Origin of the sequence: Azorhizobium doebereinerae UFLA1-100 (genome assembly GCF_000473085.1) — a bacterium.
Classification (GTDB): Bacteria; Pseudomonadota; Alphaproteobacteria; order Rhizobiales; family Xanthobacteraceae; genus Azorhizobium; species Azorhizobium doebereinerae.
Window position 1 is genome coordinate 193,340 of record NZ_AXBA01000004.1, and the last position, 26,047, is coordinate 219,386.

The following is a 26,047-nucleotide window of genomic DNA, read 5'->3' on the forward strand; positions in this document are numbered from 1 at the left end:
TCAGTCGCACCGCGCGCTCATGCCGCCGTCCACCACGATCTCCGTGCCGGTGACGAAGCGCGCCTCGTCGGAGGCGAGGAACAGAGCGGCGGCGGCGGTGTCGCGGCCGTCGCCCATGAAGCCCAGCGGAATGCGGGCGAGGCGGGTCTTCAGCAGCGCGTCCACGTCGCCGCCGGCGCGCTGGCCGGCGAGGCGGGCCTCCACCATGGGGGTGTGCATCTGGCCGGGCACGACGGTGTTCACCCGGATGTTGCGCTTGGCATATTGCACGGCGGTCACGCGCGAGAACTGGATGACGCCGGCCTTGGCGGAGGCGTAGCCCACCTGCGCCGCGCCGGTCCAGCGGATGCCGGAGGTGGAGGCGGTGTTGACGATGGCGCCGCCGCCCTGGGCCTCCATCACCGGCAGCACGTGCTTGCAGGCGAGGAACACGCTGCCGAGGTTGAAGTCGATCTGCCGCTCCCACTGCTCTTCGGACAGCTCCACCGGCCCGCCGGGTGCCGAGCCGCCCACATTGTTGACCAGAATGTCAACACGGCCGAACGCGTCCCGGCAGGCGGCGACCATGGCGGCCACCTGGGCGGTGTCGGTGACGTCGCAAGCGAACGGCACGATGGTGCCGCCCTCGGCGCGGGCTCGCTCCAGCGTCTCGTCCATGCTGTCGCTGTTCTTGTCCACGGCGAGCACCCTGGCGCCCTCGCGGGCGAACAGCACCGCCGCCGCGCGGCCGTTGCCCCAGCCGGGGCCGACGCAGCCGGCGCCGGTGATGATCGCGACCTTGCCTTCAAGTCTGCCGGTCATGGCGCGGCCCTCACGGTTGCAGGATCGGCGTCTCGCCCTCGGGCAGGCCGATGTCGAAGACGTTCAGGGTGAAGGCCACCAGCGTGTAATAGCCGATGAGGCCCACCAGCTCGACCACGCCGGCTTCGCCCAGGGCGGCGACGGCGCGGGCATAGAGCGCGTCCGGCGCGCGCCCGCTCTCCACCACCGCCTTGCTGAAGTCGTAGACGAGCCGCGCCGGCGCGCCGTCGAGCGGCGGGGTGGCGCGGTCGGCGATGGCCTCGATCACCTGCGGGGAAAGGCCCGCCTTCAGGCCCTCGCGGGCATGGGCGTACCATTCGAAATGGGAGGTCCAGCGCCGCGCCACCACCAGGATGGCCAGTTCCGACAGGTCCGGCGGCAGGCTGGTGTCGTAGCGCACGAAGGCGCCCAGATGTTGCGCCCGGCGGCCCAGCTCCGGACTGTGCAGCCAGGCCCGGAGCGGGGCGGGCACGCGGCCGCGCTTGCCGGCGACGGCTTCTTCCGCCACGGCCCGCTGGGCGGGCGTCATCTCCTCGGGGGACAGGTCCTTGATGCGCATGGGGGCTCTCACGGCAGGAAATCGGCAAGCGCCGCGTTGAAGGCGGCCGGCTGCTCGATATTGGGAAGGTGGCCGGCGCCGGCGATCTCGACGAAGCGCCCGTCCGGCACCTCGGCCGCCAACGCCCGCAGGGTGGCGGGCAGGGCGCCGTCGGCGGCGCCGGCCAGCATCAAGGCGGGGCATGCGAGACCGGCGAGGCCGGCGCGGAAGTCGAACGCCTGGAGGGCGGGCACGGCGCGCAGGAAGCCGGGCAGGGGCGTGGCGGCGATCATCGCCCCCACGTGCCGCACGCCCGCGCCCCGGGCGGCGAGCGCGGCGGGGGTGAACCAGCGCGCCAGGGTGGGTTCCGCAAGACCCGCCATGCCGTGTTCGCGGGCGGTGGCGATGCGCCCGTCCCAGGCCTGCGCGCCGCCCGGCGGCGTCGCCGCCTGCCCGTCGGCCATGACCAGGCGCGCCACCCGCTCCGGGTTGCGCAAGGCGGCGCCGAGGCAGGTGGCGGCGCCCATGGAGATGCCCACCAGATGGGCGCGGGCGATGCCGAAATGGTCCATCAGCGCCAGCAGGTCGCCGGCCAATTGCGCCATGGTGCAGTCCGCCTGCGGCACGCCGGTCTCTCCATGCCCGCGCTGGTCGTAGCGCAGGATGCGGAAGCGGGGCGCGAAGGCGGCGGCCTGGGCGTCCCACAGCGTCAGGTCGGTCATCAGTGAATTGCTGAACACCAGCCAGGGCGCGCCCTCCGCCCCCTCGGTGCGGCAGCGGAAGGTGAGGCCGTCCAGGGTGACGGCATGATCCTTCGGGGCTTGCATCGCCATGGCCGTCATCCGCGGAAATAGGGGGCGTAGAGATTGAACATCTGCGCGCCCGCTCCCGACAGGGTGCCGAGCGCCGCGCGCAGCGCCTCCCGGCTCACCGGCCCGGCGAATTCGGCGATCAGCCACACGGTCTCCGCGCCGGGGCCGGCTTGCCGGAACAGGCGCAGCTGGATCAGGCCCGGCAACAGGGCTGCCGCCGCCGTGGCCGTGGCGGCGAACGCCTCGGCGCCGCCGTCGGGCCGGTAGCGCGCCGCCAGGAGGGCGGCGGCCTCGCCGGCGGGGCGGGTCAGCGCATCGCCCGCTCCCATCTGCTCGGCCACCACCCGCTGCCGGCCCAAAGTGCGCGGCAGGAGCCGGCGGCTCCAGGGCGTGGAATTGCCGGCGGAGACGGCGCGGTAGTCCGCCGTTTCCAGCGCCGCCGGGGAGGCGAGGTCATAGAGCGCCAGCCAGCGCGGCCAGCCGTCCAGGCACACCCAGCGCGAGGCGGTCTCGAAGCCCGGCAGCGCCCGGCGCTGCGGGAAATGCTCGGTGTCGTACCAGTCGTTGAATTCCTCCTCCAGGCCGGCCGGCGGCTCCATGGTGACGAGGAGGAGGCCCTTCGCGGTGGTCATCGCCAGATGTCCTTCATGGTTCTCCCTCACGAGGCCCGCACCAGGGCCGGGCGCGGCACGGCGGCGAAGAAGCCGGCCAGCCGCCGCCCCATCTCGTCCGGCGCCTGCACCGGCATCAGGTGGCCGCTGTCGATCACCGCGTAGCGGGCGTGGGCGATGCGCGCCGCCAGCGGCTCCACCGCCTCGGGCGGGCGCAGCAGATCGTGCGCGCCGGCCAGCACCAGGCAGGGCTGGGCCAGTTCGCCGAGCCGCTCCTCGATGCGCACGTCGGCCAGCGCCAGATTGGCATGGGCATAGCCCACCGGATCATTGGCCAGGAAGCGCGCGCGATAGGCCGCGAAGACCGCCGGATCGCGCCGCATCACGGGCGGATAGGAGCGTTCCAGGCTGGCATCGGCGATCGCCGCCATGCCCGCGCGCACCGCAAGCTCGGAGCGCTCGGCGAGATAGCGCACCCGGTCGTCCGCCACGGTGAGGGCGGGGGCGCACAAGGCGAGCGCGGCCACAGCCTCCGGCACCGCCAGCGCGTAGGCCACCGCGATGGCGGCGCCGGCGGCCACCCCGGCCAGCAGCAGCGGGCCGGCGATCCCCAGAGCGGCGGCGATCTGCGCCAGGTCGTCCGCGTGGTCGGACAGGGAGAAGGGCGCGCGCGGCTTCTCCGATCCGCCGGCGCCGCGCTGGTCGTAGCGCAGCACGCGAAAGTCCTGTTCCAAGGCCGGCATCAGGCCGTCGAAGCTCTCCAGGCTCCCGCCCAGCTCATGCAGCAGCACCAGCGTTCTGGGGCCATGCCCGGTGAGCGCATAGCGCAGCGTGACGTGATCGAGGGTGATCCAGTTCATGCACAGACCGATCGGAGGAGGGATTTGACGGCGGGGAAGGGGGCTGCCAGAAAATCGTCCGGCGCCCCCGCGCACCCGGCCGCCGCCGAGGGAGACCTGCCATCGACATCCGAGGCCTTCGCTATTTCGTCGAGGTGGCGCGCGCCGGCAGCGTCAGCCGCGCCTCGACCATCCTGAACATCGCGCAGCCCGCGCTGAGCCGCCAACTGATGAAGCTGGAGGAGGAATTGGGCGTGAGCCTGCTGGTGCGCCACGGCCGGGGCGTGCGGCTGACCCGCGCCGGCGGCTCGCTGCTGGAGCATGCCAATGCGGTGCTGCGGCAGGTGGACCAGATCTCCGAGCTGGTGCGGGCGCCGGAGCAGAGCTTCGCCGGCCATGTGGTGCTCGGCGTGCCGCCGGCGGCCGGGCTCATCGTCGCGCCGGTGGTGGTGGAGATGCTGCGCGAGCGCTGGCCGCACGCCTCCATCCATGTGCGCGAGGGCATCAGTTCCTCGCTGGAAGAGTGGCTGCTGGACCGCAGGCTGGATCTCGCCATCCTCTACAACCCGCCGCCGCTGGACGGCATCGCCCTCACCCCGATCCTTCACGAGCGGATGGTGGCTGCCGGCCCCATGGGCAAAGGCGAGGCCAGCGGGCGCACGATCCGCTGGCGCGACATCTCCGCACTGCCGCTGATCCTGCCGTCGCTGCCACACAGCAACCGGCGGATGATCGAGCAGGCGGCGCTCCAGCGCGGCGCCCGCCTCAACGTGGTGTTCGAGGTGGACAGCGTGTCCATGACCAAGGCCATGGTGAAGCGCGGGCTGGGCTGGACGATCCTTGCCCATGCGGCGGTGGCGGCCGAGGCGGAGCGCGGCGAGATGCAGGTGCGCATCATCGACCGCCCGCCGCTGATCTCCACCGTGTCCATCGGCATGCCGCGGGAAGCCCAGCCCACCGGGCTCGCCCACGAACTGCTTGACGTGGTGCGCGGCGTCATCGTCGAGCGTGTCACCGCCGGCGCGTGGTTCGGCGCCAAGGTGGTGGACGACTACATCCGCTGACGCCACAGCGCTCACTCGCCGGCCTTCACGGCGACGGGCGCGGCCAGCGGCGCGGCGGCGGCAGGCTCGGCCGGGGGCGCGGAGATTTCGGCCATGTAGGCGTTGAACTTGGCGCGGTCGAAGGCGTTTTCCCACTTGGCGACGACGAACACGGCCACCGTGTTGCCGACCACGTTGGTCAGCGCGGTGCAGGTGGCCATCAGCCGGTCGACGCCGAACAGCAGGCCGAGCCCGTTCAGTGGCAGCGCCCGCACCGTCTGGAGCGTGGCGGCGAGCTTGATGAAGGCGCCGCCGGCGACCGTGGTGCCGCCCTTGGAGGTGAGCAGCATGATGGCGAGCACGCCGATCTGCTGGCCGAGCGAGAACGGCGTGTCGGTGGCCTGGGCGATGAAGCCGACCGCGATGGCCATGTAGATGGCGGTGCCGTCCAGGTTGAAGCTGTAGCCGGCGGGCAGCACGAAGCCGACCACCGCCTCGTCGCAGCCGGCCTTCTCCAGCTTCTGCATCAGGCGGGGCAGGGCGACCTCGCCGGAGGCGGTGCCGAGCACCAGCAGCAGCTCCTCGCGCACCAGCCGGATCAGCTTGAAGATGGACAGCTTGGCGAAGGCGCAGACTGAGCCGAGGATCACCAGGACGAAGAACAGCGAGGTGGCATAATAGAGCGCGACCAGCTGGGCGAGGTAGACCAGCGTGCCCGAGCCGTGCGCGCCCACCGCCGCCGCGATGGCGCCGAACGCGCCGATGGGCGCCACCTTCATGATGAAGCCGAGGATGCGGAACAGGATGGTCTGCGCTTCCTCGATGCCGCGCAGGATGGGGGAGTCCTCCTTCGCGCCCACGCTCAGCGCCGCGCCGGTGAGGATGGAGATGAACAGCACCTGGAGGATCTCGCCCTTGGCGAAGGCATCGATGATGGTGTTCGGGATGATCGACAGGAAGAAGCCGACCGCCGTGAAGTGGCTGGCGGTGTTCGATATTTTGGTGACGCTGTCGCTCATGGCGAGGTGGGTGGCGTGCAGGCCCGAGCCGGGCTCGAACACGTTGACCACCACGAAGCCGAGCGCCATGCCCACCGTGGTCAGCACCTCGAAATAGAGCAGGGCCTTGAAGGCGAGGCGGCCGAGCTGGCGCATGTCGCGCACATGGGTGAGGCCGAGCACGACGGAGCAGAAGATGATCGGCCCCAGCAGCATGCGCAGCAGGCCGATGAAGGCATCGCCCAGCGGCTTCATCTCGATGGCGGTCGCGGGCGCGAGCAGGCCGAGCGCGATGCCGAGCGCGATGGCGATGAGCACCTGGACGTAAAGCTGGCGAAGGCGTGCCATGTTCTGTTTCCGCTCCCATGAGATCGGCGCGCTTCAGCCACGCCGCCTTATTGCCGCCGATTACATCAACGGCAGGCGCGCCATGTCCAAGTCAATCGGCTGATACGTGGCGATGCCGTTTCGGCATGGCTCGCGGCGCGCCGCCGGCGGGCGGTTCCATGGTGCCGCGCGGCTAGCGCACGATGGAGCGGATCAGCTTCTGCATGGCCTGCATCTGCGGCAGGAAGGTCTCGATCATCCGCTCAGGAGAGACCCGCGCCGCCTGGCAGCCGATGTTCATGGCGGCGCGCACCGCGCCATTGGTGTCGAGCACCGGGATGGCGATGGCCCGAAGGCCGATCTCCAGTTCCTCGTCCACCAGCGCGTAGCCCTGGCCGCGCACCCGCTCCAGCTCCGCCATCAGGTCGGCCATGTCGGTGCGGGTGCGCGGGGTCAGCGCCGGGCGCGCGGTGTCGCGCAGCCGGGCCTCGGCCTCCCCGGGCGGCAATGCGGCCAGCAGCACCCGCCCCATGGAGGCGCAATAGGCCGGCAGGCGGCTGCCGACCGCAAGCCCGATGGACATGACGCGGCGCTGCGAGGCGCGCGCCACATAGACGATTTCGGTGCCGTCGAGGATGGAACAGGAGCAGCTCTCCCCGGTCGCCTCCGACAGGCGCTCCAGATAGGGCTGGACGATGCGCGGCAGCGGCGTCGAGGCGAGATAGGCGTGGCCGAGCCGCAGGATGCGCGGCGTCAGCGAGAAGAACTTGCCGTCGAAGTCCGCATAGCCGAGCCTGGTGAGCGTCAGCAGGCAGCGCCGGCTGGTGGCCCGGTCCAGCCCGGTGAGGCGGGCCACGTCGGCGATGGTGAGGCGCTGGCGCGTCTCGTCGAACGCCTCGATCACCGCCAGCCCCTTGGCGAAGCCGCCCAGCGTGTCCGCGTCCCGCTCCTGCATGGTCCCGCTCCCTTTTCCGTCATTTGTGCGCATATCGCACGATTGTCAAATATCGCCCTTGACCCTCTCGCCGGGCTCGCGGCACCATCCGTGCGATAATCATTCATTGTGCGCATAACGCACAAAACGAGGATGGGAGAGATGGCGCAATTCTTGTCGCTGGAGGACGCGATCCGCGCGTGCGTGCACGACGGCGATACGGTCGCGATGGAAGGCTTCACCCATCTCATCCCGCATGCGGCGGGCCACGAGATCATCCGCCAGGGCCGGCGCGACCTTGCCCTGGTGCGCATGACGCCGGACCTGATCTACGACCAGCTCATCGGCATGGGCTGCGCCCGGGCGCTGCGCTTCTCCTGGGGCGGCAATCCCGGGGTGGGCTCGCTGCACCGCTTCCGCGACGCGGTGGAGAACGCCTGGCCCCGGCCGCTGGCGATCGAGGAGCATTCCCACGCCGCCATGGCCAATGCCTATGAGGCGGGGGCCGCCAACCTGCCGTTCGCCACCCTGCGCGGCTATATCGGCACTGATCTGCCGAAGGTGAACCCGAACATCCGCAGCGTGACCTGCCCGTTCACCGGCGAGGTGCTGGCGGCGGTGGCGGCGATCCGGCCGGATGTGGCCATCATCCACGCCCAGCGCGCCGACCGGCACGGCAATGTCGCCCTGGAAGGCATCGTCGGCGTGCAGCGCGAAGCGGTGCTGGCGGCCAAGCGCTCCGTGGTCACGGTGGAGGAGATCGTCGAGGACTTCGGCCCGCGCTCGCCCAACGCCGTCATCCTGCCGTCCTGGACGGTGACCGCCATCAGCCACGTGCCGGGCGGGGCCTATCCCTCCTATGCCCACGGCTATTACAGCCGCGCCAACGCCTTCTACATCGCCTGGGACGCCATCGCCCGCGACCGCGACACCTTCCTCGCCTGGATGGACGCGAACGTGATGAAGAAGACCCCGGCGGATTTCGCCGTCCATGCGCGCCCCGCCGCGCTGGCCGCAGCGTCCTAAAGGAGGCGGACCCGTGAGCGACTTCACCCCCACCGAAATGATGACCATCGCCGCCGCCCGCGCGCTCAAGGCGAGCGACGTGTGCTTCGTCGGCATCGGCGCCCCCTCCGCCGCCTGCAACCTGGCGCGCCTCACCCATGCCGAGGGCATCACGCTGATCTATGAGAGCGGCACCATCGGCACCGAGCCGCGCGTGCTGCCTTTGTCCATCGGCGACGGCGAATTGTGCGACACTGCGCTCACCACCGTCTCGGTGCCGGAGATGTTCCGCTACTGGCTCCAGGGCGGGCGCATCACCATCGGCTTCCTCGGCGGCGCGCAGATCGACCGTTTCGCCAATCTCAACACCACCGTGGTCGGGCCCTACGACAGGCCGAAGGTGCGGCTGCCGGGCGGCGGCGGCGCACCGGAGATCGCGGCCCAGAGCGGCGAGGTGTTCATCACCATGGCCATGGGCTCGCGCGCCTTCGTGGAGAAGCTGCCCTTCATCACCTCCATGGGCCATGGCGAGGGCGGCGATCATCGCGCCCGCCTCGGCCTCGCCACCAAGGGGCCGACCCGCGTCTTCACCGATTTGTGCGTGATGGAGCCGGACCCGGAGAGCCGCGAATTGACCGTGGTGTCGCTGCATCCGGGCGTGACGCGCGATCAGGTCCAGGCCGCCTGCATGTGGCCGCTGCGCTTTTCCGCCCAGCCCGGCGAGACGCCGGCGCCGACCGCCGAGGAACTGGCGATCCTGCGCGACCTGCACGCCCGCACCAAGGCCGCGCACGCGGCCTGAGGCACCCCAAACATCAAGCATAAAGGCAGGACGGGATGGACGCCTTCATCGTCGATTACATGCGCACGCCCTTCGGCCGCTACGGTGGCGCCCTCGCGCCGGTGCGCCCGGACGACCTGGCGGCGGTGCCGCTGCGCGCGCTTTTGGCGCGCAACGCCGGGCTCGATCCGGAGGCCGTTGACGAGGTGATCCTCGGCTGCGCCAACCAGGCGGGCGAGGACAATCGCAACGTGGCCCGCATGGCGGTGCTGCTGGCCGGCCTGCCGGTCAGCGTGCCCGGCACCACGGTCAACCGGCTGTGCGGCTCGGGCCTCGATGCCATCGCCATCGCCGCGCGGCAGATCAAGAGCGGCGAAGCCGACCTCATCATCGCCGGCGGCGTCGAATCCATGTCGCGCGCGCCGTTCGTCATGCCGAAGGCGGAATCCGCCTTCTCGCGCCAGGCGGAGATTTACGACACCACCATCGGCTGGCGCTTCGTCAATGCGAAGATGAAGGCCGCCTACGGCGTCGATTCCATGCCGGAGACGGGGGAGAATGTGGCCGCCGACTTCCATGTCTCGCGTGCCGACCAGGACGGCTTCGCTTTGCGCAGCCAGCACCGCGCGGCGGCCGCCCAGGCGGCGGGCCTCTTCGCGCAGGAGATCCAGCCGGTGGAGATCGCCGGGCGCAAGGGCACCGTGACGGTCGCCGCCGACGAGCACATCCGCGCCGACACCACGCTGGAGGGCCTCGCCAGGCTCGGCACGCCCTTCCGCGCCGGCGGCACGGTCACCGCCGGCAATGCCTCGGGGGTGAATGACGGCGCGGCGGCCCTGCTGATCGCCTCCGCCGCCGCCTGCGCGCGCTGGAACCTGACGCCGCTCGCCCGCGTCAGCGGCGGGGCGACGGCGGGCGTGCCGCCGCGCATCATGGGCTTCGGCCCGGCGCCGGCCACGCGCAAGCTGCTGGCCCGGCTCGGGCTGGCCATGGGCGACATCGATCTCGTGGAGCTGAACGAGGCCTTCGCCAGCCAGGCGCTGGCCGTCACCCGCGACCTCGGCCTGCCGGACGATGCGGATTTCGTCAATCCGAACGGCGGGGCGATCGCGCTCGGCCATCCGCTCGGCGCCTCGGGCGCGCGGCTCGCCGGCACGGCGGCGCTGGAGCTGAAGCGCCGGGGCGGGCGCCGCGCGCTCGCCACCATGTGCATCGGCGTCGGCCAGGGCATCGCGCTGGCGATCGAAGCGGCCTGAGCGCGGCGCGGCCGCGCCAAGCGTGGTCCGGAGCGGGCGGCCGACGCCCGCTCAGCGGAACACGTCGTCGATGGCGGTGGCGGCGTGGCGGAGCGCGTCCGCGAGGTGCGGGTGCTGCCCGGCATAGCGCGCCTCGGGCATGACGATGGAGAGCGCGTAGCGCTCCGGCGTCTGCGTCTCCAGGGTGATGCCGATGCCGCAGACGCCGTCGAGATGCTCGCAGACGTCGTGCGCGAGGCCGGCCGCGCGAATCGCCGCCAGATCCCGCAGCAGGGCCTTGAGGGTGCGGACGGTGTGGTCGGTGCGCTGCTCCCAGGGCATGGCGAGCCGGCGCTCCACCTCCGCATCGCTCATCGCCGCCAGCAACGCCTTGCCATGGGCGGTGCAATAGAGCGGCAGGGCCGAGCCCACCGGCGTCACCACGCGCAATTCCCGGTCCGAGGCCACCTGGTCCACCAGCACCGCGTGGGTGCCGCGCAGCACGGAGAGATTGACCGTCTCGTGCGTGGCGCGGCCCAGCGCCTCGATATGCGGGCGCGCCACCCCGGCCACGTCCAGGAACGCGGCGCCGGCGAGGCGGGTGATGGCCGGGCCGAGGCGGAAGCGGCCATCGACGCCCAGCGCGAGCTGCTGCGCCTGCAAGGCGGTGACAAGGCGCTGGACCGTGGTGCGCGGCAGCTCGGTGGCGCGCGCCAGGGCGGCGAGGGTCAGGCCCTCGCTCTGCCCCTCCAGGGCGCGCAGCACCGCCGCCGCGCGGGCGATCACCTGCCCGCTGTTGAGGTCCTTGTCCTGTTCCACCCGCGTCCTCTCCTGCTCCGGCCGGGCACGCAACGCCAAGGCCGGGGCGGCGTCAAGCCGGCGCTACCGGGTGATCCGCAAGAGCGCGGCGGCGTTGCCGGAGGCCACCGCCTGCCGCTCCGCCGCGCTCGCGCCCGCATGGTCCATCCAGTCGCACGCCACCTTGCTGTCCTCGAACGGATAGTCGATGGAGAACATGACGTTGCGCGGGCCGATGGCGTCCAGCGCGCAGCGCAGCGCCGAATCGGAGAACACGCCCGAGGTGGTGATGAAGACGTTGTCGCGGATATAGTCCGAGGGCTTCCGGCGCAGCGTGTAGCGCTGGTTGCTGATGGGGAAGCGGCTGTCGAGGCGCGAGGGCTGGATCGGCAGCGTCTCGCCCATGTGGCCGAGGATGATGCGCGCGTCGGTGTGGCGGTCGAAGGTGCCGCGGAAGATCAGCCGCAGCGCGTGGGTGCAGGTCTCCGCCGCCCAGCTCCAGGTCGGTCCCCACAATTCGGGATGGTCGGCATAGGCCGGCGCCATGGCGGGCGGGTTGCCCGGATGGATGTAGACGGCGGCCTTGAGCGCGGCCACCCGCTCCCAGAACACCTCGTAGCGGGGCTCGTCCAGATAGGCGCCGTTGGTCTCGCCGTTCACCAGCGCGCCCTGCATGCCGAGGTCGCGCATGCAGCGCTCCAGCTCGTCCGCCGCCGCGCGGGGATCCTGCAAGGCGAGATGGGCGAAGCCGCCGTAGCGGCGCGGCTGCTTCTGCATCTCCTTGGCCAGCCGGTCGTTGGCCGAGGCGGCGAGGCGCACCGCCTTGGCGGTGTCGGGCTCGATCTGCACGCCGGGGCCGGAGATGGACAGCACCGACATGTCCACGCCGTTGGCGTCCATGGTGGCGAGGCGGCGCTCGCCGAAATCGGACAGGATCGGCACCACCTTGTCGAACAGGTCGGGCCGGATGTTCTGCTTGGTCTCGGCCAGGTAGTCGATGAAATCGGGGAAGATGATGTGCTCTTCCAGGGCGATCTTGCCGACCCGCCCGGCGGCGGGGGCAGGCGGGGCGTGGGCGGGCGCGGCGGATCCGGCATCGGCGGCGAGGGCGTGGCCGGCGAGCGCCGTTGCGCCGAGGGCGCCGGCCACGCCGAGCACCTGCCGGCGGGAGGGGATGGACTTGGGCATCTAGCGGTCTCCTGGTGAAGCGGCGATCAGCCGGCGGGCGGGGCGCAGGCGGGCGTAAAGATGGGCGGACGCGACCAGCGCGGCGAGCAGGATGGCGAGCGCGAACCCCGTGCCGGGCGCGCCGGGCAGGCGCTCGGCGAAGGCGGCGAGGAACTGGCCGAGAAACAGCGACAGGGCCAGGGCGGCGAGCTGCCGGCCAAGCTCGCCCGGCGCGCTGGTCTCGATCACATGGTGGTTGAGCAGCGGCACGGATAGGCCGAAGCCACAGCCCATCAGCGCCCCGCCCGCCACCCGCGCGGCCAGCGGCAGTTCGCCGGTGAACAGCGCGAAGGCGGCGGCATAGCAGGCGAAGGCGAGCGCATAGACGCCATGGTGCCCGAGCCCGCGCACGAGGCGCGGCATCTGCGAGGCGGCGCAGACCGCCACCAGCGAGGTGAAGGACAGGAACAGGCCGATGCCGGCGCTGTCCAGCCCCGCCGTGCCGAGCCGGACGGGCAGGCCGAGCACGCCGATGAAGAAGATCAGCATGGCGGCGGTGGCGGTGGCCAGCAGGCCCAGCGGCCGGCGCACGGGCCCCGTTGGATGGTCCGCCCGCGCCGCGCCCGCGCCCGGCCGCGGCAGCCGGGCGAGCTGGAGGCCGAGCAGCGGCCAGGCCAGCAGATAGAGCAGGAAGGGGGCGCGCCAGTCCAGGGTGGCGAGCCAGCCGCCGAGCGCCAGGAAGACGACGCCGCCCAGTTCGATGGCCATGCCCTGGCGCGCGATCATGCGCAGGCGCGCCGCCGGCTCGCGCCACAGCCGCGCGATCAGGGTGGTGCCGCCGGTCATCACGCAGGCGGTGGCGAGGCCCAGCAGCAGGCGGTCGAGATAGACCGGCGCCGGGCCATGCAGCAGCGGCCCCGCCGCGCCGAGCAGGCCGTAGGCGGCAAGGCCCATGGCGAGGGTGAGATAGGCGCCGTGCCGGTCGATCAGCCGTCCGGCCAGCGGGCTGCCCAGGATCACGCCCAGCGCCGGCAGCGTCACCAGCCAGCCGGGGCTGCCCACCTTCAGCCCGGCCGCCGCCTGCTCGACGCCTGGCACGATCACGCACCCCACCATGATGGTGAGGCAGGCGACGAGCAGGAGCAGGACGGCGGCGAGCGGCGAGGGATGGGGCGCGTCGGGCATAAAATAACCGTTAGTCGGTCGTTGTGACCGTTGTTCGGTTATGCGCCGGGACGCGGCATTCGTCAACGCCCGGCGCCTGCGGGGCGTCGGACGCGAAAAAGGCGGCTCCGCGCAGCGGGCCGCCTTTCCTGAGGTCGCGAAGGTGCCGGCGGGGCTAGCCTGTGATGAGCTTGGTGAGCGCCGGGACGGTGAGGACGGCGGTGTAATAGCCCATGAACTGCACGCCGGTGTTGAAGCCGAGCACGCGGTAGAGCAGGCCGCCGACGAGGCCCATGGCGACGATGACCATGAGGCCCAGCAACTGGCCCTCCCACACGCCGATCACCATGACCAGGCCGACGAAGGTGGCGATGATCGCCTCATGGCTGATGCGCCGCGAGACGAAGGCCGCCGCCACGCGGGCGTAGTTCATGGCGAACGGATAGGCCACCAGCGCCGCGATGAACACCGCCAAGAGGCCGTAGCCGAGGAACTGCCAGGGGGTCATCAGCGTGTGCAGGTTGACGATCTGCCCGCCGGGGCCGTCCACCATGAAGCGCGGCGGGGCGTTGAACAGCGGCGCCGCCGGGCCCGCCGCCACCGGGGAGAGCGGCAGGCCGAAGGCGATGAGCGGGATCAGCGCCTCGGCGATATAGGTGGATTCGGTCACGCCGTTGCGCACCGCCAGAACCGTGGTGAGCCGGTGATAAGCATGCTTGATGCGCGCCCCCACCACCTCGCCCATGATCACCGTCATGGCCACCGGGCTGAACACGAAGGTGGCGCTGGTCACCGCCGCCGCGCCCGTGGTCCAGGCCAACTGCGCGCGGTCGAGCACCTTGAACGGGTTGGGGAAATAGCCGCCCCACGCCTTCACGTCGGGGGCCAGCGAGAAGCGGCGCGGGCCGTCGCGGTGCATGCGCCCGCGCTCGATCGGCGAGAGCACCGAGAACAAATCGGCCACCAGCGGCCCGATGGCGATGCCGAGGAAGTAGCTGACGCCGAGCTTCACGCCGAACTTGGCGGTGAAGGTCTGCAACGCCACCACCAGCAGCACGAACGGCACCAGCGCGAACACCGAGGCCCACTTGCCGGCGGAAAAGTAGGCGATCAGCAGCGCGGCGCCGAGGAAGATCCAGGGGGCGGCGGTGGTGATCATCTGCCCGAACGGCGCCAGCAGCAGCGCGAAGCCCACCGAGAGCGGCACCGCGATCACCGCCGCGATCAGGCCGCCGGAGATCATCTTGCGCAGCGCGATGTGCGGCACGCCGAGATTGCGCAAGGCGGTGGCCTGTTGCAGCAGCGGCACCGCCATGGTGTCGCCGGGAATGCCCAGCAAGGCGGTGGGCACCGCGTGCGTCATGTGCTTGGACACGGCGGCGGCGAGCCAGAAGGTGAACACGCCCACCGGCGGCACGCCCAGCAGCACCACCAGCAGGGTCACCGGGGCGATGGTGGTGGTCTCGTCGGTGCCGGAGACGAGGCCGATGAGCGAGAAGGCGACGGCGCCGGCGACGCCCATGCCCAGCGCGACGAGAATATCGTAGAGAAGCCCGTCCATCTCATGCCCCCTTGGTGGCGGCCTGGGGCCGGCTGGCGGTTTGCGCGACGTCGCCGTCATAGGACGCGAACAAATCGTAGAGGCCGAGCTCCTTCATCTCGGCGGCCACTTCCGGCGGCAGATCGGCGACGCTGCCGATGCTGCCGGTCTCGCCGGCGAGCTGCTCCAAGGCGGCGATGCGCCAGGCCGGATCGGCTGCGGTCTCCAGCACCTCGCGCTTGGGGGCGAACAGGCGGGCGCAGATCACGCCGCTGACGAGGCAGCCGACGAGGCCCACCAGCATGGCATAGGCCTGGCCCACCGCCGCCACGGCGATGAAGCCGGCGAAGATGCGGGCGGCGACGAGATAGGTGCCGAGGCTGACGGCGGCGCCGATCACCACCGCGGCGGCGAGGTGGCGCAGGTCCACCACGTCGCCCCAGACCTCGGCCAGATGGCCGGCGGGGCGGGTGCGCGATGGCGGGGCCGGGGGTCGCGCGAGCGACGGATGTGGCGTGGATGCTCCTTGCACGTCTGGTCCTGATCCTCCCTGTGCGGTGTCTTATGCTTTTTGGCGTCGGGCGCACGTTGGCGGCGTGCGCGGCGGCGGCATCGGTTGCGCGATGCCGCCGCCGTATCGGTGTGGCCCGTGCGGGCTCGGGTTCCGGCCGTGCGCCGGCGGACGTTGGCGGGTCCGCCGGCAGGCTTGAGCGCGGGCGTGCGGGCGCCCGCGCTCAATTAGGGGCGCTAGAGCCTGATCCGTTCGGGTTGAATCAACCTGAACGGTGAATCAGTCTCTGAACGTGCGCTAGCCGCGCAGGCGGGCGAGGATCTCCTTCGCCCGGTCGGTGCGCACGTCGTGCGCCTGCGCCAGCTCGGCGGCGACATGATCGATCTCCGCGCCCACGGCGCCGGCGACGATGGCGATGTTGCGGGCATGCAGGGCCATGTGGCCGCGCTGGATGCCCTCGGTCGCCAGCGCCCGCAGCGCCGCCATGTTCTGGGCGAGGCCCACCGCCACGGTGACTTCCGCCAGTTCCTGCGCGCTCGTCACCTTCAGCACCCTGAGCGCCGCCTGGGCGGCCGGATGGGTCTTGGTGGCGCCGCCCACGAGGCCGACGGCCATGGGCATTTCCAGCGTGCCGACGAGGCGCCCCTGCGTATCCATCTCCCAGGTGGAGAGCGAGGTGTAGAGACCGCTGCGCGCCGCATAGGCATGGGCGCCGGCTTCCACCGCCCGCCAGTCGTTGCCGGTGGCGACGATGACCGGGTCGATGCCGTTCATGATGCCCTTGTTGTGGGTGGCGGCGCGGTAGGGGTCGATGGCGGCCAGCTCGTAGGCGTCCAGGATGCCCTCGATCATGCGGCGGCCGCTGAAGTCCTTGGTGGCGAGCGCCGCCTCGGGGATGCAGACCCGGGCGCGGGCGAGGCGCAAATCGGCGAGGTTGGAAAGGATGCGCAGGCGCACCTGCCCGCCGGTCAGCTGCTCAATTGTGGGCGCCACGGCTTCCGCCATGGTGTTCACCGTGTTGGCGCCCATGGCGTCGCGCACGTCCACCACCAGGTGCAGCACCACCATGGGGCCGCGCCGGCTGTTCGGGAACACGTGGATCTCGATGTCCTTGCAGCCGCCGCCGAGGCCGATCAGCACCTTGTCGCGGGCATTGGCGAGATCGAGGATCTGCTGGCGCGCCGCCAGCAGCTTCAGGCGCGCGCCATAGGGGTCGGTGAGGCCGAGCACCTGCACCTGGGCGCGCATGACCGGCGCGGTGCTGGAGGTCTCGAAGCCGCCGTGGTCACGGGCGATGCGCGCCATGTAGGAGGCGGCGGCCACCACCGAGGGCTCCTCCACCACCATGGGCACCAGATAGTCGCGGCCGTTGACCTGGAAATTGGTGGCGATGCCGAGCGGCAATTCGAACGTGCCGATGACGTTCTCGATCATGCCGTTGGCGCGCTCGACGGGCAGGGCGCCCTTTTCCCCGAACACCGCCACGTCCTCGGCGCTCAGGCTCACCGCCTGGGCGAGGGCCGCCAGCCGCTCGGCCGGGGTCTTGTTGCGGTAGTTTTCGAGACGCGAATTGATCTGGCGCGAATTGATCTGCGGCGCGGACGACTGCGAGCTCACGAGGCCTCCCTTTCCGGTTCTTGAATTCTTCATTGACGATGCGCGAAACTGTCCTAGCATTCAGGGGACAATCAAGGGACAGTTCGTCGGCGTTTTGCCATGACTGTCCCAATAAAAGGGCAGGGACGGTTGAAGGAGGAACGGCCGGTGCGGCTGACGCGCGTGGACCAGATCGTCGATCATGTGAGCGGCGTGCTGCGCGCGGGCGGCTTCAAGCTGGGCGAGCGCCTGCCCTCCGTGCGGCAGGCGGCGCAGACCCATGGCGTGTCCAAGAACACCATGGCGGAAGCCTATGACCGGCTGGTCTCCGAGGGCCTGCTGGAGGCCCGCGCCGGCTCCGGCTACTACGTGGCGCATCTCGATCTCGCCCATGGCGCCGCCGAGCGCCCGCACGTGGTGGAGGCCGCCGACGTGGTCTCGCTGCTGCGCGAGCAATTGGACCAGCACCACGAGGTGCGCCCCGGCGACGGCCGCCCGCCCGCCTCCTGGATGGAGGCGTCCGAGCTCAGCCGGCACTTCTCCGGCTTCAAGGTGGCCGGGCCGGAGAGCGTGGACTTCGGCTATGGCAGCGTGCGCGGCTACGCCCCCTTGCGCGAGCGGCTGCGGGTCATGCTGCTGGACCGCTCCATCGCCGTGCCGCCGGACGGCCTGCTGCTGACCCACGGCGCCAACCACGCGCTCGATCTCATCATCCGCCATCTGGTGGAGCCGGGCGACATCGTGTTCGTGGACGATCCCGGCTACTACCCCTTGTTCGGCAAGCTGACGCTCGCCAAGGCGCAGATCGTCGGCATTCGCCGCGGCCCGGACGGGCCGGACCTGAACGACCTCGAATCGAAGCTCGCTTTGGGGCGGCCGAAGCTGTTCTTCACCCAGTCCCTGGCGCACAATCCCACCGGCGGCTCGCTCTCGCCCGCCTGCGCCTTCGGCCTGCTCCAGGCGGCCGAGCGCTGGGGCTTTCGCCTCGTGGAGGACGATGCCTTCGCCGACATATTGCCCTCGACCCTGCCGCGCCTCGCCGCGCTCGACCAGCTCGACCGAGTGCTCTATGTGGGCACCTTCGCCAAGACGCTCTCCGCCAGCCTGCGCAGCGGCTTCGTGGCGGGCGATCCCGCCCTCATCGCCGCGCTGAGCGACATCAAGATGATCACCTGCGTGGCGACGTCGGATTTCGTCGAGCGCTTCATCTTCGGCCTGATCCAGGGCGGCCAGTATCTGCGCCACCTGCGCCGCCTGCGCGCCCGGCTGGAGGAGGCCAGCAAGCGCGCCGTGGCGGAGCTGGGCGCGCTGGGCCTGAAGGTGCACGCCAGCAAGGTGCCGGGCTTCTATCTCTGGGTGGAACTGCCGGCCGGGGTGGACGAATTGGAGCTGTCCCGCGCCGCCGCGGCCGAGGGCATCTTCCTGGCGCCGGGGCAGATCTTTCGCCCCGGCCGCGCGCCGCTGGAGGCGGGCGCCATGCGGGTGAACGTCGCCTATGGCGCCGACCCGCGCTTTCTCCATTTCCTCGCGCGGGCGCTGCCGGGCAGCCGGGGGCCCGTGTCCATGCTCCAGAACGGAACCACCTGACATGGCCTTTCCCAAGAACGTCCGCATCGTCGATGTCGGCCCGCGCGACGGGTTGCAGAACGAGGCCGCCATCGTGCCGGCGGCGGTGAAGATCGAGCTGATCGACCGCCTCGCCAGGGCCGGCGTGGTGAGCATCGAGGCGGGCAGCTTCGTCTCGCCCAAATGGGTGCCGCAGATGGCCGACAGCGCCGACGTGCTGGCCGGCATCGCCCGCGCGCCCGGCGTGTCCTATCCGGTGCTGGTGCCCAACATGAAGGGCCTGGAGGCGGCGCTCGCCGCCGGCGTCACCGAGGTGGCGGTGTTCGCCTCGGCCTCGGAGGCGTTCTCGCAGAAGAACATCAACTGCACCATCGAGGAGAGCCTGGAGCGCTTCGCCCCGGTGATGGCGGCGGCCGCCGCCGCCGGCGTGAAGGTGCGGGGCTATGTGTCCTGCGTGCTCGGCTGCCCCTACCAGGGCGAGGTGCCGTCCACCGCCGTGGCCGAGGTGTCGCGCCGCCTCGCGGAGATGGGCTGCTATGAGGTCTCGCTCGGCGACACCATCGGGGTGGGCACGCCGCGCAAGGCGGTGGCCATGCTGGACGCGGTGCTGGCGCAGGTGCCGGTGGCGCAGGTGGCGCTGCATTTCCACGACACCTACGGCCAGGCGCTGGCCAACATCTATGCCTGCCTGGAGCGCGGCGTGTCGGTGCTGGATGCCTCCGTGGGCGGGCTCGGCGGCTGCCCTTACGCGGCGGGGGCCAGCGGCAACGTGGCGAGCGAGGACCTGGTCTACATGCTGCACGGCATGGGCATCCGCACCGGCATCGACCTCGACCAATTGGTGGAGACGGCGATGTTCATCTCCGCCGCCATCGGCCGCCCGCCGGCCTCCCACGTGGCCAAGGCCCGCATGGGGTGAGGCCGAAGGGCGGGGCCGGCGCCCTCACGGCGCCAGCAGCGGCCGCAGCAGCAGGGCGAGCCCGCCGGCCGCGAGGCTGGCGAGGATCGCCGCCGCGAGCACCACGGCGGCATGCAGGGCCGCCACCGCCGGCGCGGACAGCTGCGGCGCGGACAAGGGCCGCCAGCCGCCGTGCCAGGGCTCGTAGCGGGTCACGGACGGCGGTTGGCCGGGAAAGCGGGACATGACGGACCTCCTGATGGCCCGGACGCCAGAGCCTGATCCGATCAGGCTGAATCAACCTGATCGGTGAATCAGTCTCTCGCTTATTGATGGAGAGCGATTCACGACCCGCATCGCAGCACCGAAGTGCTTAGATGCGGGTCGATCGCACGCTAGCGTGAGCTTGATCATTGAAAAACGCATCACTACAGATTTCAGTGATTGCGGATTTCAATGACTGGCGCAGGCGATGAAAGCTCTGGATGTGGAGGCGGTGCAGGCCTTCGTGCTGGTGGCGGAGCTGAAGAGCTTCACCCGCGCCGCCGAGGCGCTGGACACCACGCAGTCGGCGGTCAGCCTCAAGATCAAGCGGCTGGAGGCGGTGCTCGGCCGGCGCCTGTTCGAGCGCACGCCGCGCATGGTGCGCCTGTCCGCCGACGGCGGGCTGTTCCTGGAGCCGGCGCGGGCGCTGGCGGCGGCGCATCGCGACGCGCTGCAATCCTTCACCGCCGAGCGGCGGCGGCTGGTGGTGGGCATCAGCCACCACATCGTCGGCGCCGAGCTGCCGCTGCTGATCAAGCGCATGTCCGCCGCCGAGCCGCATGTGGTGCTGGAGCTGCGCATCTCCACCTCCCGCGACCTGCTGGAGCAGTTCGACGCCGGCGCGGTGGACGCCGCCTTCGTGCTCCAGCACGACAATCGGCGGCGCGACGGCGACGTGATGTTCGCCCAGCATTTCGCCTGGATGGCGACGCCGGATTTCGAGCACCGCCCCGGCGCGCCGCTGTCGCTCGCCACCCAGCCGGGCAACTGCGGGGTGCGGGCCATGGTGGTGGGCGCGCTGGACGCGGCCGGCATCGCCTGGACCGAGGTGTTCGTGGGCGGGGGCTTCGCCACCCTGGGCGCCGCCGTCTCGGCGGGCCTGGCGGTGGCTGGCCTCGGCCGCCGTTCCGTGCCGCCAGGGACGGTGGAGGTGGGCGCGCGGCTCGGCCTGCCGCCGCTGCCGAGCCGCGACGTGGTGCTTTATTCCAGCGCCGCCGACCGGCCCGCGCGGGCTGCCCTGCGCGGCTTTTCCGCCATCCTGCGCGCCGCCAAGGCCTAGGCACGCCCCCGGCGATCGCCGCCGGGGGCATCCCGCGCGGCCTATGCGGCGGCGGCGGGGAAGTCGGTGGCCAGCGTCACGTCCTCCCAGCGGTCCATCTCCTCGATCACCGCGTCCAGCTTCACCCGCGTGCGCCGCAGGGCGTCGGAGCCCAGCAGCAGATGGCGCGGCGGCTCGTCCGCCGCCACGGCGGCGAGGATGGCCTCAGCCGCCCGCGCCGGGTCGCCCAATTGCCGGCCCGCCATGGCGTCGAAGGCGGCCGAGGTGCGCCCGACGCTCGCCGCATAGGCTTCGCCCTCCGCGCCGCTCTTGCGGATGGAATGGCCGGACAGGAAATCGGTGCGGAACGCCCCCGGCGCCACCGCCGTCACGCGGATGCCCAGCGGTTCCACCTCCAGCATGAGGCTGCTGGAGAGGCCCTCCAGGGCGTGCTTGGCCGCAGCGTAGAGCCCGGCGCCGGCGCCCGGCGCGCGCCCGGCGACGGAGGTGATGTTGACGATGTGGCCCGATCCCTGCGCCCTGAGGTGGGGCAGGGCGGCGCGGATGATGCGGAACGGGCTGAACACGTCCACCTGGAACAGCCGGGCCACCTCCGCGTCGGTGGCCTTCTCGATGGCGCCGAGCAGGCCGTAGCCGGCATTGTTGACAATGACGTCGATCCGCCCGGCGCTGGCGAAGGCGCTCTCCATCGCGGCCTCGGCGGCGTCGCCGTCGGCGAGGTCCACGGTGAGCACGTGCAGGGTGCCGGAGCCGGCGGCAAGGTCGGGGGCGGCGGCGCGCACGGTGCCGATGACGGTGTCGCCCTGCGCCAGCGCCGCCTTGGCCAGCTCCAGCCCGAAGCCGCGGGAAATGCCGGTGATGAACCATGTCTTCATGGGGGAAGCTCCTGTTGACGGACGGAGCCTCCCACGCCGGCCTCCCATGCAGAATGGCGCGATGTCTGATAGGACTTGTAAGGCGGGCTAAACAATCTCCGGTGTCCCCATGGATTCCCTGCTCTCCGGCAGCGACTGCAACCAGCTGCGGGCCTTCGTGGCGGTGGGCGAACTGCTGAGCTTCAGCCGCGCGGCGGAGACGCTCGGGGTGTCGCCCTCCGCGCTCAGCCAGATGGTGCGCGGCTTCGAGGAGCGGGTCGGTGTCCGGCTGCTCAACCGCACCACCCGCAGCGTGGCGCTGACCGAGGCGGGGGAGGCGCTGTTCCGCCGGGTGCGGCCGGCGGTGTCGGAGCTGGGCGCGGCCATCGGCCAGGTGCGCGGCGCGCGCGGGCGCCCGGCCGGCTCGGTCAAGGTGCATGCCTTCCGCTCCGCCGCCGAGAGCTGCCTGGAGCCGATGCTCGCCGGCTTCGCGCGGGACTATCCCGACGTGGTGCTGGATATCACCCTGGACGACGCGGTGGTGGACGTGGTGGCCGCCGGCTTCGACGTGGCCATCCGCATCGGCGAGGTGATCGCGCGCGACATGATCGCCGTCCGCCTCGGCCCCGAGCTGCGCCAGGTGGCGGTGGCCTCGCCCGGCTATCTGGCGGCGCACGGGCGGCCTGAGCATCCGCGTGACCTCGTTCAGCACCGCTGCATCCGCTGGCGCTGGCCCGGCCACGCCACGCCCTATGCCTGGGAGTTCTGCGAGGACGGCGGCTGGTTCTCGGTGGCGGTGGACGGCCCGCTGATCGTCAACGACAAGGAGCTGGCCCGGCGCGCGGCGATCCGGGGCGCCGGCATCGCCTTTCCGGTGGAGCAGACGGTGGCGGACGACATCGCCACCGGCCGGCTGGTGCCGCTGCTGGCGGACTGGTCGGCCATGTTCCCCGGCCTGTTCCTGTGCTATCCGCGCCAGAGGCAGATGGCACCGGCGCTGCGCGCCTTCATCGACAGCGTGCGGCGGGTGGCGGCCGAGGCCGGGCCGGCATGAGCGGCGGCGGACGAATGCGGGATGCGGGGAGCGGGGCGATGACGGGGGCGCGGGCGGGAACAGGTGAGCCGCGGCCGCGCGACGAGGCCGGCCGCGCCGTGGCGGCGGACCTGATCGCGGTGCTCGTCGCCGTCACCGGCGGCGCGCCCCGGGTGATGACCGTGCGCGGCGGCACAGGCCTGCCCTCCGGCCCGTTCGAGCACCGCCACCGCTCGCTGCAATTCGGCCTGCGCGCCTGGGTGGAGGAGCAGACCGGCCTGCCGCTCGGCTATGTGGAGCAGCTCTACACCTTCGCCGACCGCGACCGCACCACCGGCGATGATGAGCTGCGGGTCATTTCCATCTCCTACCTCGGCCTCGCCCGCGAGGAGGCGGGGGCCGGCGCGGGGGCGGACGGCTGGCGCGACTGGTACGATTATTTCCCCTGGGAGGACCATCGCGCCGGCGCCCCGGCGCTGATCGCCGAGGCCATTGCCCCCGCGCTCGATGCCTGGGCGAAGGATGCCGGGCGGGCGGGGCGGGCGGAACGGGCGCGGCGCGCGGCCCTGGCCTTCGGGCGCGACGGCGACGGCTGGAACGAGGAATGGGCGCTCCAGCGCTACGAACTGCTCTATGAGGCGGGCCTGGTGGCCGAGGCGGCGCGGGACGGGCGCCCCGCCGCCGGCCCGCTGGTGCCGGGCCGGGCCATGGAGAGCGACCACCGCCGCATCCTCGCCACCGGCATCGCCCGGCTGCGCGCCAAGATCAAATACCGCCCGGTGGTGTTCGAATTGATGCCGCCCGCCTTCACCCTGCTGCAGCTCCAGCGCAGCGTCGAGGCGCTGGCCGGGCGCGGGGTGCACAAGCAGAACTTCCGCCGCCTGATGGAGCAGCAGGACCTGGTGGAGGAAACCGGCGCCACCGCCACCGACACCGGCGGGCGCCCCGCCAAGTTGTTCCGCTTCCGCCATGCGGTCCTGGCGGAGCGCGCCGTCGCCGGAACCAAGCTGCCGCTCGCGCGGGGTTGACAGGACTTATACTCAGGATAATCATTTGTCGGGGAAATGCTCAATCGGAGTATAACATGGCAAGCCATATGACCGACCTGCTGGAGCGCACCGCGCCGGCCTACGAACGGGTGCGCCGGGTCATTCCGGCGGTGGAATGGCCGGCCTTCGCGGAGGATGTGGACGCCATCCTCGCCCTCAAGCGGGCGCGCAACGCGGTGATCCTGGCGCACAATTACCAGACGCCGGAGATCTTCAACTGCGTCGCCGACATCGTCGGCGACAGCCTGGCGCTGGCGCGCCAGGCGATGGCGGTTAAGGCCGACGTCATCGTGCTGGCGGGCGTGCACTTCATGGCCGAGACCGCCAAGCTCTTGAACCCGGACAAAACCGTGCTGATCCCGGACCTCGCCGCCGGCTGCTCGCTGGCGGACTCCATCACCCCCGCCGACGTGGACGCGATGCGCGCGCGCTATCCCGGTGTGCCGGTGGTCACTTATGTGAACACCTCCGCCGCGGTGAAGGCGCGTTCCGACATCTGCTGCACCTCGGGCAATGCGCGCGCCGTGGTGGAGGCGCTCGGCGCCGAGCGGGTGATCATGCTGCCCGACGAATATCTGGCGCGGAACGTCGCCGCCGAGACCAAGGTGGAGATCATCCCCTGGCGCGGCCATTGCGAGGTGCATGAGCGCTTCACGCCGGCCGACATCGCCGAAGTGCGCGAGGGCCATCCCGGTGTGGTCGTTCTGGCCCATCCCGAGTGCCCGCCGGAGGTGGTGGCGGTGGCCGATTTCTCCGGCTCCACCGCCGCCATGGCCGACTATGTGGCCGATCATCAGCCCTCGCGCGTGGTGCTGCTGACCGAATGCGCGATGAGCGACAACGTGGCCGTGCTCCATCCGGAGGTGGAGTTCATCCGCCCCTGCAACCTGTGCCCGCACATGAAGCGCATCACGCTGAAGGCCATCCGCGCGGCGCTGGAAGAGAACCGGCACGAGGTCACCATCGATCCCGCCGTCGCCGCCGGGGCGCGGCGGGCGGTGGAGCGGATGCTGGCGATATGAGCCCGGACACGGCATCCCTGGCCGGGCGGCCGGTCGTCATCGGCGGCGGCCTCGCCGGGCTGATGACCGCGCTCGCTTTGGCGCCCGAGCCGGTGGTGGTGCTGGCGCAGGCGCCCCTCGGCACCGAGGCCTCCAGCGCCTGGGCGCAGGGCGGGCTGGCGGCGAGCATGGGCGCGGACGACGACCCCGCGCAGCATCTGGCGGACACGCTGGAGGCGGGGGACGGCCTGTGCGATGCCGCCGTCGCCCGCCGCATCCTGGAGGCGGCGCCCGCCGCCGTCGCCGCGCTGGCGGCGCTCGGCGCGCGGTTCGACCAGGCGGCGGACGGCAGCCTCGCCCTGGGCCTGGAGGCGGCGCACGGCCGCCGCCGCATCGTCCATGCGGCCGGCGACGGCACCGGGCGGGAGATCATGCGCGCGCTGGCCGAGGCGGCCCGGCGCACGCCCGCGCTCGCCCTGCTGGAAGGCGTTTCCGCGCGCCGGCTGCTGCTGGCGGATGGGCGGGTGGCGGGCGTGCTGGCGGCGGACGCGGCGGGGCGCCCGCTGGTGCTGGCGAGCGATCGCGTCATCATCGCCACCGGCGGCGTCGGCGGGCTGTTCCATGACAGCACCAATCCGCGCGGCGCCTGGGGGCAGGGGCTGCTGCTGGCGGCCGAGGCGGGGGCCGTGCTGGCCGACCCGGAGTTCGTGCAGTTCCACCCCACCGCGCTGGACGGCCCGGCGCGCCCCATGGCGCTCATCAGCGAGGCGGTGCGCGGCGAGGGGGCGACGCTGATCGACGAGACCGGCACTCGCTTCATGGCCGACGCGCCGGGGGCGGAACTGGCGCCGCGCGACGTGGTGGCGCGGCGGGTGTGGCGGCACCTCTCGGCCGGGCACCGCGTGTTGCTGGACGCGCGGGCCATCGAGCAGCGCCACGCCGGCGGCTTTTCCGGGCGCTTCCCGGCCATCGCCGGCCTGTGCCGGGCGGCGGGCCTCGACCCGGCGCGCCAACCCATCCCCATCCGCCCGGCGGCGCACTACCACATGGGCGGCATCGCCGTGGACGGGGAAGGGCGCAGCACGCTGCCCGGCCTGTGGGCCTGCGGCGAGGCGGCCTCCACCGGCCTGCACGGCGCCAACCGGCTGGCCAGCAATTCGCTCACCGAGGCGGCGGTGTGCGCCGGCTTGGTGGCGCGGAGCCTTGGCGGCACCCCCGCCTGGCGGACGGCTCCCGGGCGCGTGCCGGACCTGCCAATGGCGCCCGATCCGGCCCTGGTGCGGCCCATCCTGTCGCGCGGGCTGGGCGTGCTGCGCGACGCGGCCGGGCTCACCGAAGCCGTGCGCGCGCTGCTGCCGCTGGCGCAAGGCGGCGGTCCAGCGGCCGGTCCGGCGCGGGTCGGGCTGATGATGGCGGTGGCGGCGCTCGGGCGCGAGGAGAGCCGGGGCGCCCATTGCCGCACCGACTTTCCCGATGCCGCCCCGCCGCGCCGCACCCGCTTCACCCTCGCCGCGGCGCTGGCGGACGCCCAGGAGGTGGCGGCGCGCGAGATGGCGTGAGGCGGAGGCTCGGTCCGCTCCGGTCGCGCGTGGGCGCCTGATCCCGCGCCGGACGCGCAAACT

Annotated in this window: 26 protein-coding genes; 11 read left to right on the top strand and 15 right to left on the bottom strand. The window is 71.9% G+C overall.

All coding sequences use genetic code 11. The features are described from left to right. Genes YU1_RS0106030 through YU1_RS0106050 form a run of 5 tightly spaced genes read right to left on the bottom strand, consistent with a single transcriptional unit; the run spans position 1 to position 3,622 of the window. Entirely contained in the window at positions 1–801 is an 801-nt protein-coding gene (locus YU1_RS0106030) for an SDR family NAD(P)-dependent oxidoreductase (protein WP_029003296.1), read from the bottom strand. 10 nt (positions 802–811) lie between these two features. Further along, positions 812–1,360, bottom strand: a complete 549-nt coding sequence (locus tag YU1_RS0106035; protein ID WP_029003297.1) for a carboxymuconolactone decarboxylase family protein — start codon at positions 1,358–1,360, stop codon at positions 812–814. Between the two features lie 8 nt (positions 1,361–1,368). Further along, on the bottom strand, positions 1,369–2,172 hold the full coding sequence (locus YU1_RS0106040) for an alpha/beta fold hydrolase (protein WP_029003298.1): 804 nt from the start codon (positions 2,170–2,172) through the stop codon (positions 1,369–1,371). Positions 2,173–2,177: 5 nt separating this feature from the next. Next, entirely contained in the window at positions 2,178–2,783 is a 606-nt protein-coding gene (locus tag YU1_RS31795; protein ID WP_051356552.1) for a DUF4286 family protein, read from the bottom strand. 26 nt (positions 2,784–2,809) lie between these two features. After that, the gene (locus YU1_RS0106050) at positions 2,810–3,622 is read right to left on the bottom strand and encodes an alpha/beta fold hydrolase (RefSeq protein WP_035714040.1); all 813 of its coding nucleotides are present in this window, start codon (positions 3,620–3,622) and stop codon (positions 2,810–2,812) included. Between the two features lie 107 nt (positions 3,623–3,729). Here YU1_RS0106050 and YU1_RS0106055 point away from each other — a divergent pair, with 107 nt between their 5' ends. Continuing rightward, complete coding sequence (locus YU1_RS0106055) at positions 3,730–4,665, top strand: LysR family transcriptional regulator (protein ID WP_280790700.1); 936 nt, start codon at positions 3,730–3,732, stop codon at positions 4,663–4,665. 11 nt (positions 4,666–4,676) lie between these two features. Here YU1_RS0106055 and YU1_RS0106060 read toward each other — a convergent pair whose 3' ends face one another. Both YU1_RS0106060 and YU1_RS0106070 read right to left on the bottom strand, forming a co-directional pair. Continuing rightward, a complete protein-coding gene (locus YU1_RS0106060; protein ID WP_029003301.1) occupies positions 4,677–5,990 on the bottom strand; it encodes a cation:dicarboxylate symporter family transporter in 1,314 nt (437 codons plus the stop codon). Between the two features lie 172 nt (positions 5,991–6,162). Then, the gene (locus tag YU1_RS0106070) at positions 6,163–6,924 is read right to left on the bottom strand and encodes an IclR family transcriptional regulator (protein ID WP_029003302.1); all 762 of its coding nucleotides are present in this window, start codon (positions 6,922–6,924) and stop codon (positions 6,163–6,165) included. Positions 6,925–7,065: 141 nt separating this feature from the next. On the opposite strand from YU1_RS0106070, the gene YU1_RS0106075 reads away from it, so the two are divergent. The 3 genes from YU1_RS0106075 to pcaF are packed head-to-tail and all read left to right on the top strand — an operon-like array spanning position 7,066 to position 9,945. Next, positions 7,066–7,929, top strand: a complete 864-nt coding sequence (locus YU1_RS0106075) for a CoA transferase subunit A (RefSeq protein ID WP_029003303.1) — start codon at positions 7,066–7,068, stop codon at positions 7,927–7,929. Between the two features lie 13 nt (positions 7,930–7,942). After that, positions 7,943–8,710, top strand: coding sequence for a CoA-transferase subunit beta (locus tag YU1_RS0106080; RefSeq protein ID WP_029003304.1), 768 nt, complete (start codon positions 7,943–7,945; stop codon positions 8,708–8,710). 35 nt (positions 8,711–8,745) lie between these two features. Beyond that, positions 8,746–9,945: a 3-oxoadipyl-CoA thiolase gene (gene pcaF, locus YU1_RS0106085; protein ID WP_029003305.1), complete on the top strand. Its 1,200-nt coding sequence runs from the start codon at positions 8,746–8,748 to the stop codon at positions 9,943–9,945. 51 nt (positions 9,946–9,996) lie between these two features. Here the strand turns inward: pcaF and YU1_RS0106090 are convergent, their stop codons facing one another. The 6 genes from YU1_RS0106090 to YU1_RS0106115 all read right to left on the bottom strand — a co-directional run bounded on the left by YU1_RS0106090 (position 9,997) and on the right by YU1_RS0106115 (position 16,721). Then, entirely contained in the window at positions 9,997–10,743 is a 747-nt protein-coding gene (locus YU1_RS0106090) for an IclR family transcriptional regulator (RefSeq protein WP_029003306.1), read from the bottom strand. A 63-nt stretch (positions 10,744–10,806) separates the two neighbouring features. Then, positions 10,807–11,910: an amidohydrolase family protein gene (locus YU1_RS0106095; protein WP_156921980.1), complete on the bottom strand. Its 1,104-nt coding sequence runs from the start codon at positions 11,908–11,910 to the stop codon at positions 10,807–10,809. Continuing rightward, positions 11,911–13,074 (bottom strand): MFS transporter, encoded by a 1,164-nt coding sequence (locus YU1_RS0106100; RefSeq protein ID WP_035714043.1) that lies wholly within the window; start codon positions 13,072–13,074, stop codon positions 11,911–11,913. It abuts the gene before it with no gap. A 154-nt stretch (positions 13,075–13,228) separates the two neighbouring features. Further along, entirely contained in the window at positions 13,229–14,614 is a 1,386-nt protein-coding gene (locus YU1_RS0106105; RefSeq protein WP_029003309.1) for a tripartite tricarboxylate transporter permease, read from the bottom strand. A gap of 1 nt (position 14,615) precedes the next feature. Further along, a complete protein-coding gene (locus YU1_RS0106110; protein ID WP_198018850.1) occupies positions 14,616–15,125 on the bottom strand; it encodes a hypothetical protein in 510 nt (169 codons plus the stop codon). Positions 15,126–15,401: 276 nt separating this feature from the next. After that, on the bottom strand, positions 15,402–16,721 hold the full coding sequence (locus tag YU1_RS0106115; RefSeq protein WP_245263238.1) for a hydroxymethylglutaryl-CoA reductase, degradative: 1,320 nt from the start codon (positions 16,719–16,721) through the stop codon (positions 15,402–15,404). A gap of 147 nt (positions 16,722–16,868) precedes the next feature. Between YU1_RS0106115 and YU1_RS28225 the strand changes: the two genes are divergently transcribed. Together YU1_RS28225 and YU1_RS0106125 are read left to right on the top strand one after the other, a co-directional pair. Continuing rightward, entirely contained in the window at positions 16,869–18,287 is a 1,419-nt protein-coding gene (locus YU1_RS28225; RefSeq protein WP_245263239.1) for an aminotransferase-like domain-containing protein, read from the top strand. 1 nt (position 18,288) lies between these two features. Then, the gene (locus YU1_RS0106125; protein ID WP_029003312.1) at positions 18,289–19,185 is read left to right on the top strand and encodes a hydroxymethylglutaryl-CoA lyase; all 897 of its coding nucleotides are present in this window, start codon (positions 18,289–18,291) and stop codon (positions 19,183–19,185) included. A 24-nt stretch (positions 19,186–19,209) separates the two neighbouring features. Here the strand turns inward: YU1_RS0106125 and YU1_RS0106130 are convergent, their stop codons facing one another. Then, positions 19,210–19,410 (bottom strand): hypothetical protein, encoded by a 201-nt coding sequence (locus YU1_RS0106130; RefSeq protein WP_029003313.1) that lies wholly within the window; start codon positions 19,408–19,410, stop codon positions 19,210–19,212. Between the two features lie 226 nt (positions 19,411–19,636). On the opposite strand from YU1_RS0106130, the gene YU1_RS0106135 reads away from it, so the two are divergent. Next, positions 19,637–20,488: a LysR family transcriptional regulator gene (locus tag YU1_RS0106135; protein ID WP_029003314.1), complete on the top strand. Its 852-nt coding sequence runs from the start codon at positions 19,637–19,639 to the stop codon at positions 20,486–20,488. 41 nt (positions 20,489–20,529) lie between these two features. Here the strand turns inward: YU1_RS0106135 and YU1_RS0106140 are convergent, their stop codons facing one another. Then, the gene (locus tag YU1_RS0106140) at positions 20,530–21,363 is read right to left on the bottom strand and encodes an oxidoreductase (RefSeq protein ID WP_029003315.1); all 834 of its coding nucleotides are present in this window, start codon (positions 21,361–21,363) and stop codon (positions 20,530–20,532) included. A gap of 109 nt (positions 21,364–21,472) precedes the next feature. Between YU1_RS0106140 and YU1_RS0106145 the strand changes: the two genes are divergently transcribed. The 4 genes from YU1_RS0106145 to YU1_RS0106160 are packed head-to-tail and all read left to right on the top strand — an operon-like array spanning position 21,473 to position 25,984. Continuing rightward, on the top strand, positions 21,473–22,396 hold the full coding sequence (locus tag YU1_RS0106145) for a LysR family transcriptional regulator (protein WP_029003316.1): 924 nt from the start codon (positions 21,473–21,475) through the stop codon (positions 22,394–22,396). Between the two features lie 38 nt (positions 22,397–22,434). Further along, positions 22,435–23,403: an NUDIX hydrolase gene (locus YU1_RS0106150; RefSeq protein ID WP_029003317.1), complete on the top strand. Its 969-nt coding sequence runs from the start codon at positions 22,435–22,437 to the stop codon at positions 23,401–23,403. 56 nt (positions 23,404–23,459) lie between these two features. Then, a complete protein-coding gene (nadA, locus tag YU1_RS0106155; protein ID WP_425339135.1) occupies positions 23,460–24,446 on the top strand; it encodes a quinolinate synthase NadA in 987 nt (328 codons plus the stop codon). Beyond that, on the top strand, positions 24,443–25,984 hold the full coding sequence (locus YU1_RS0106160; protein ID WP_029003319.1) for an L-aspartate oxidase: 1,542 nt from the start codon (positions 24,443–24,445) through the stop codon (positions 25,982–25,984). Before nadA ends, YU1_RS0106160 begins: the two co-directional genes overlap by 4 nt. Positions 25,985–26,047: the final 63 nt, after the last annotated feature.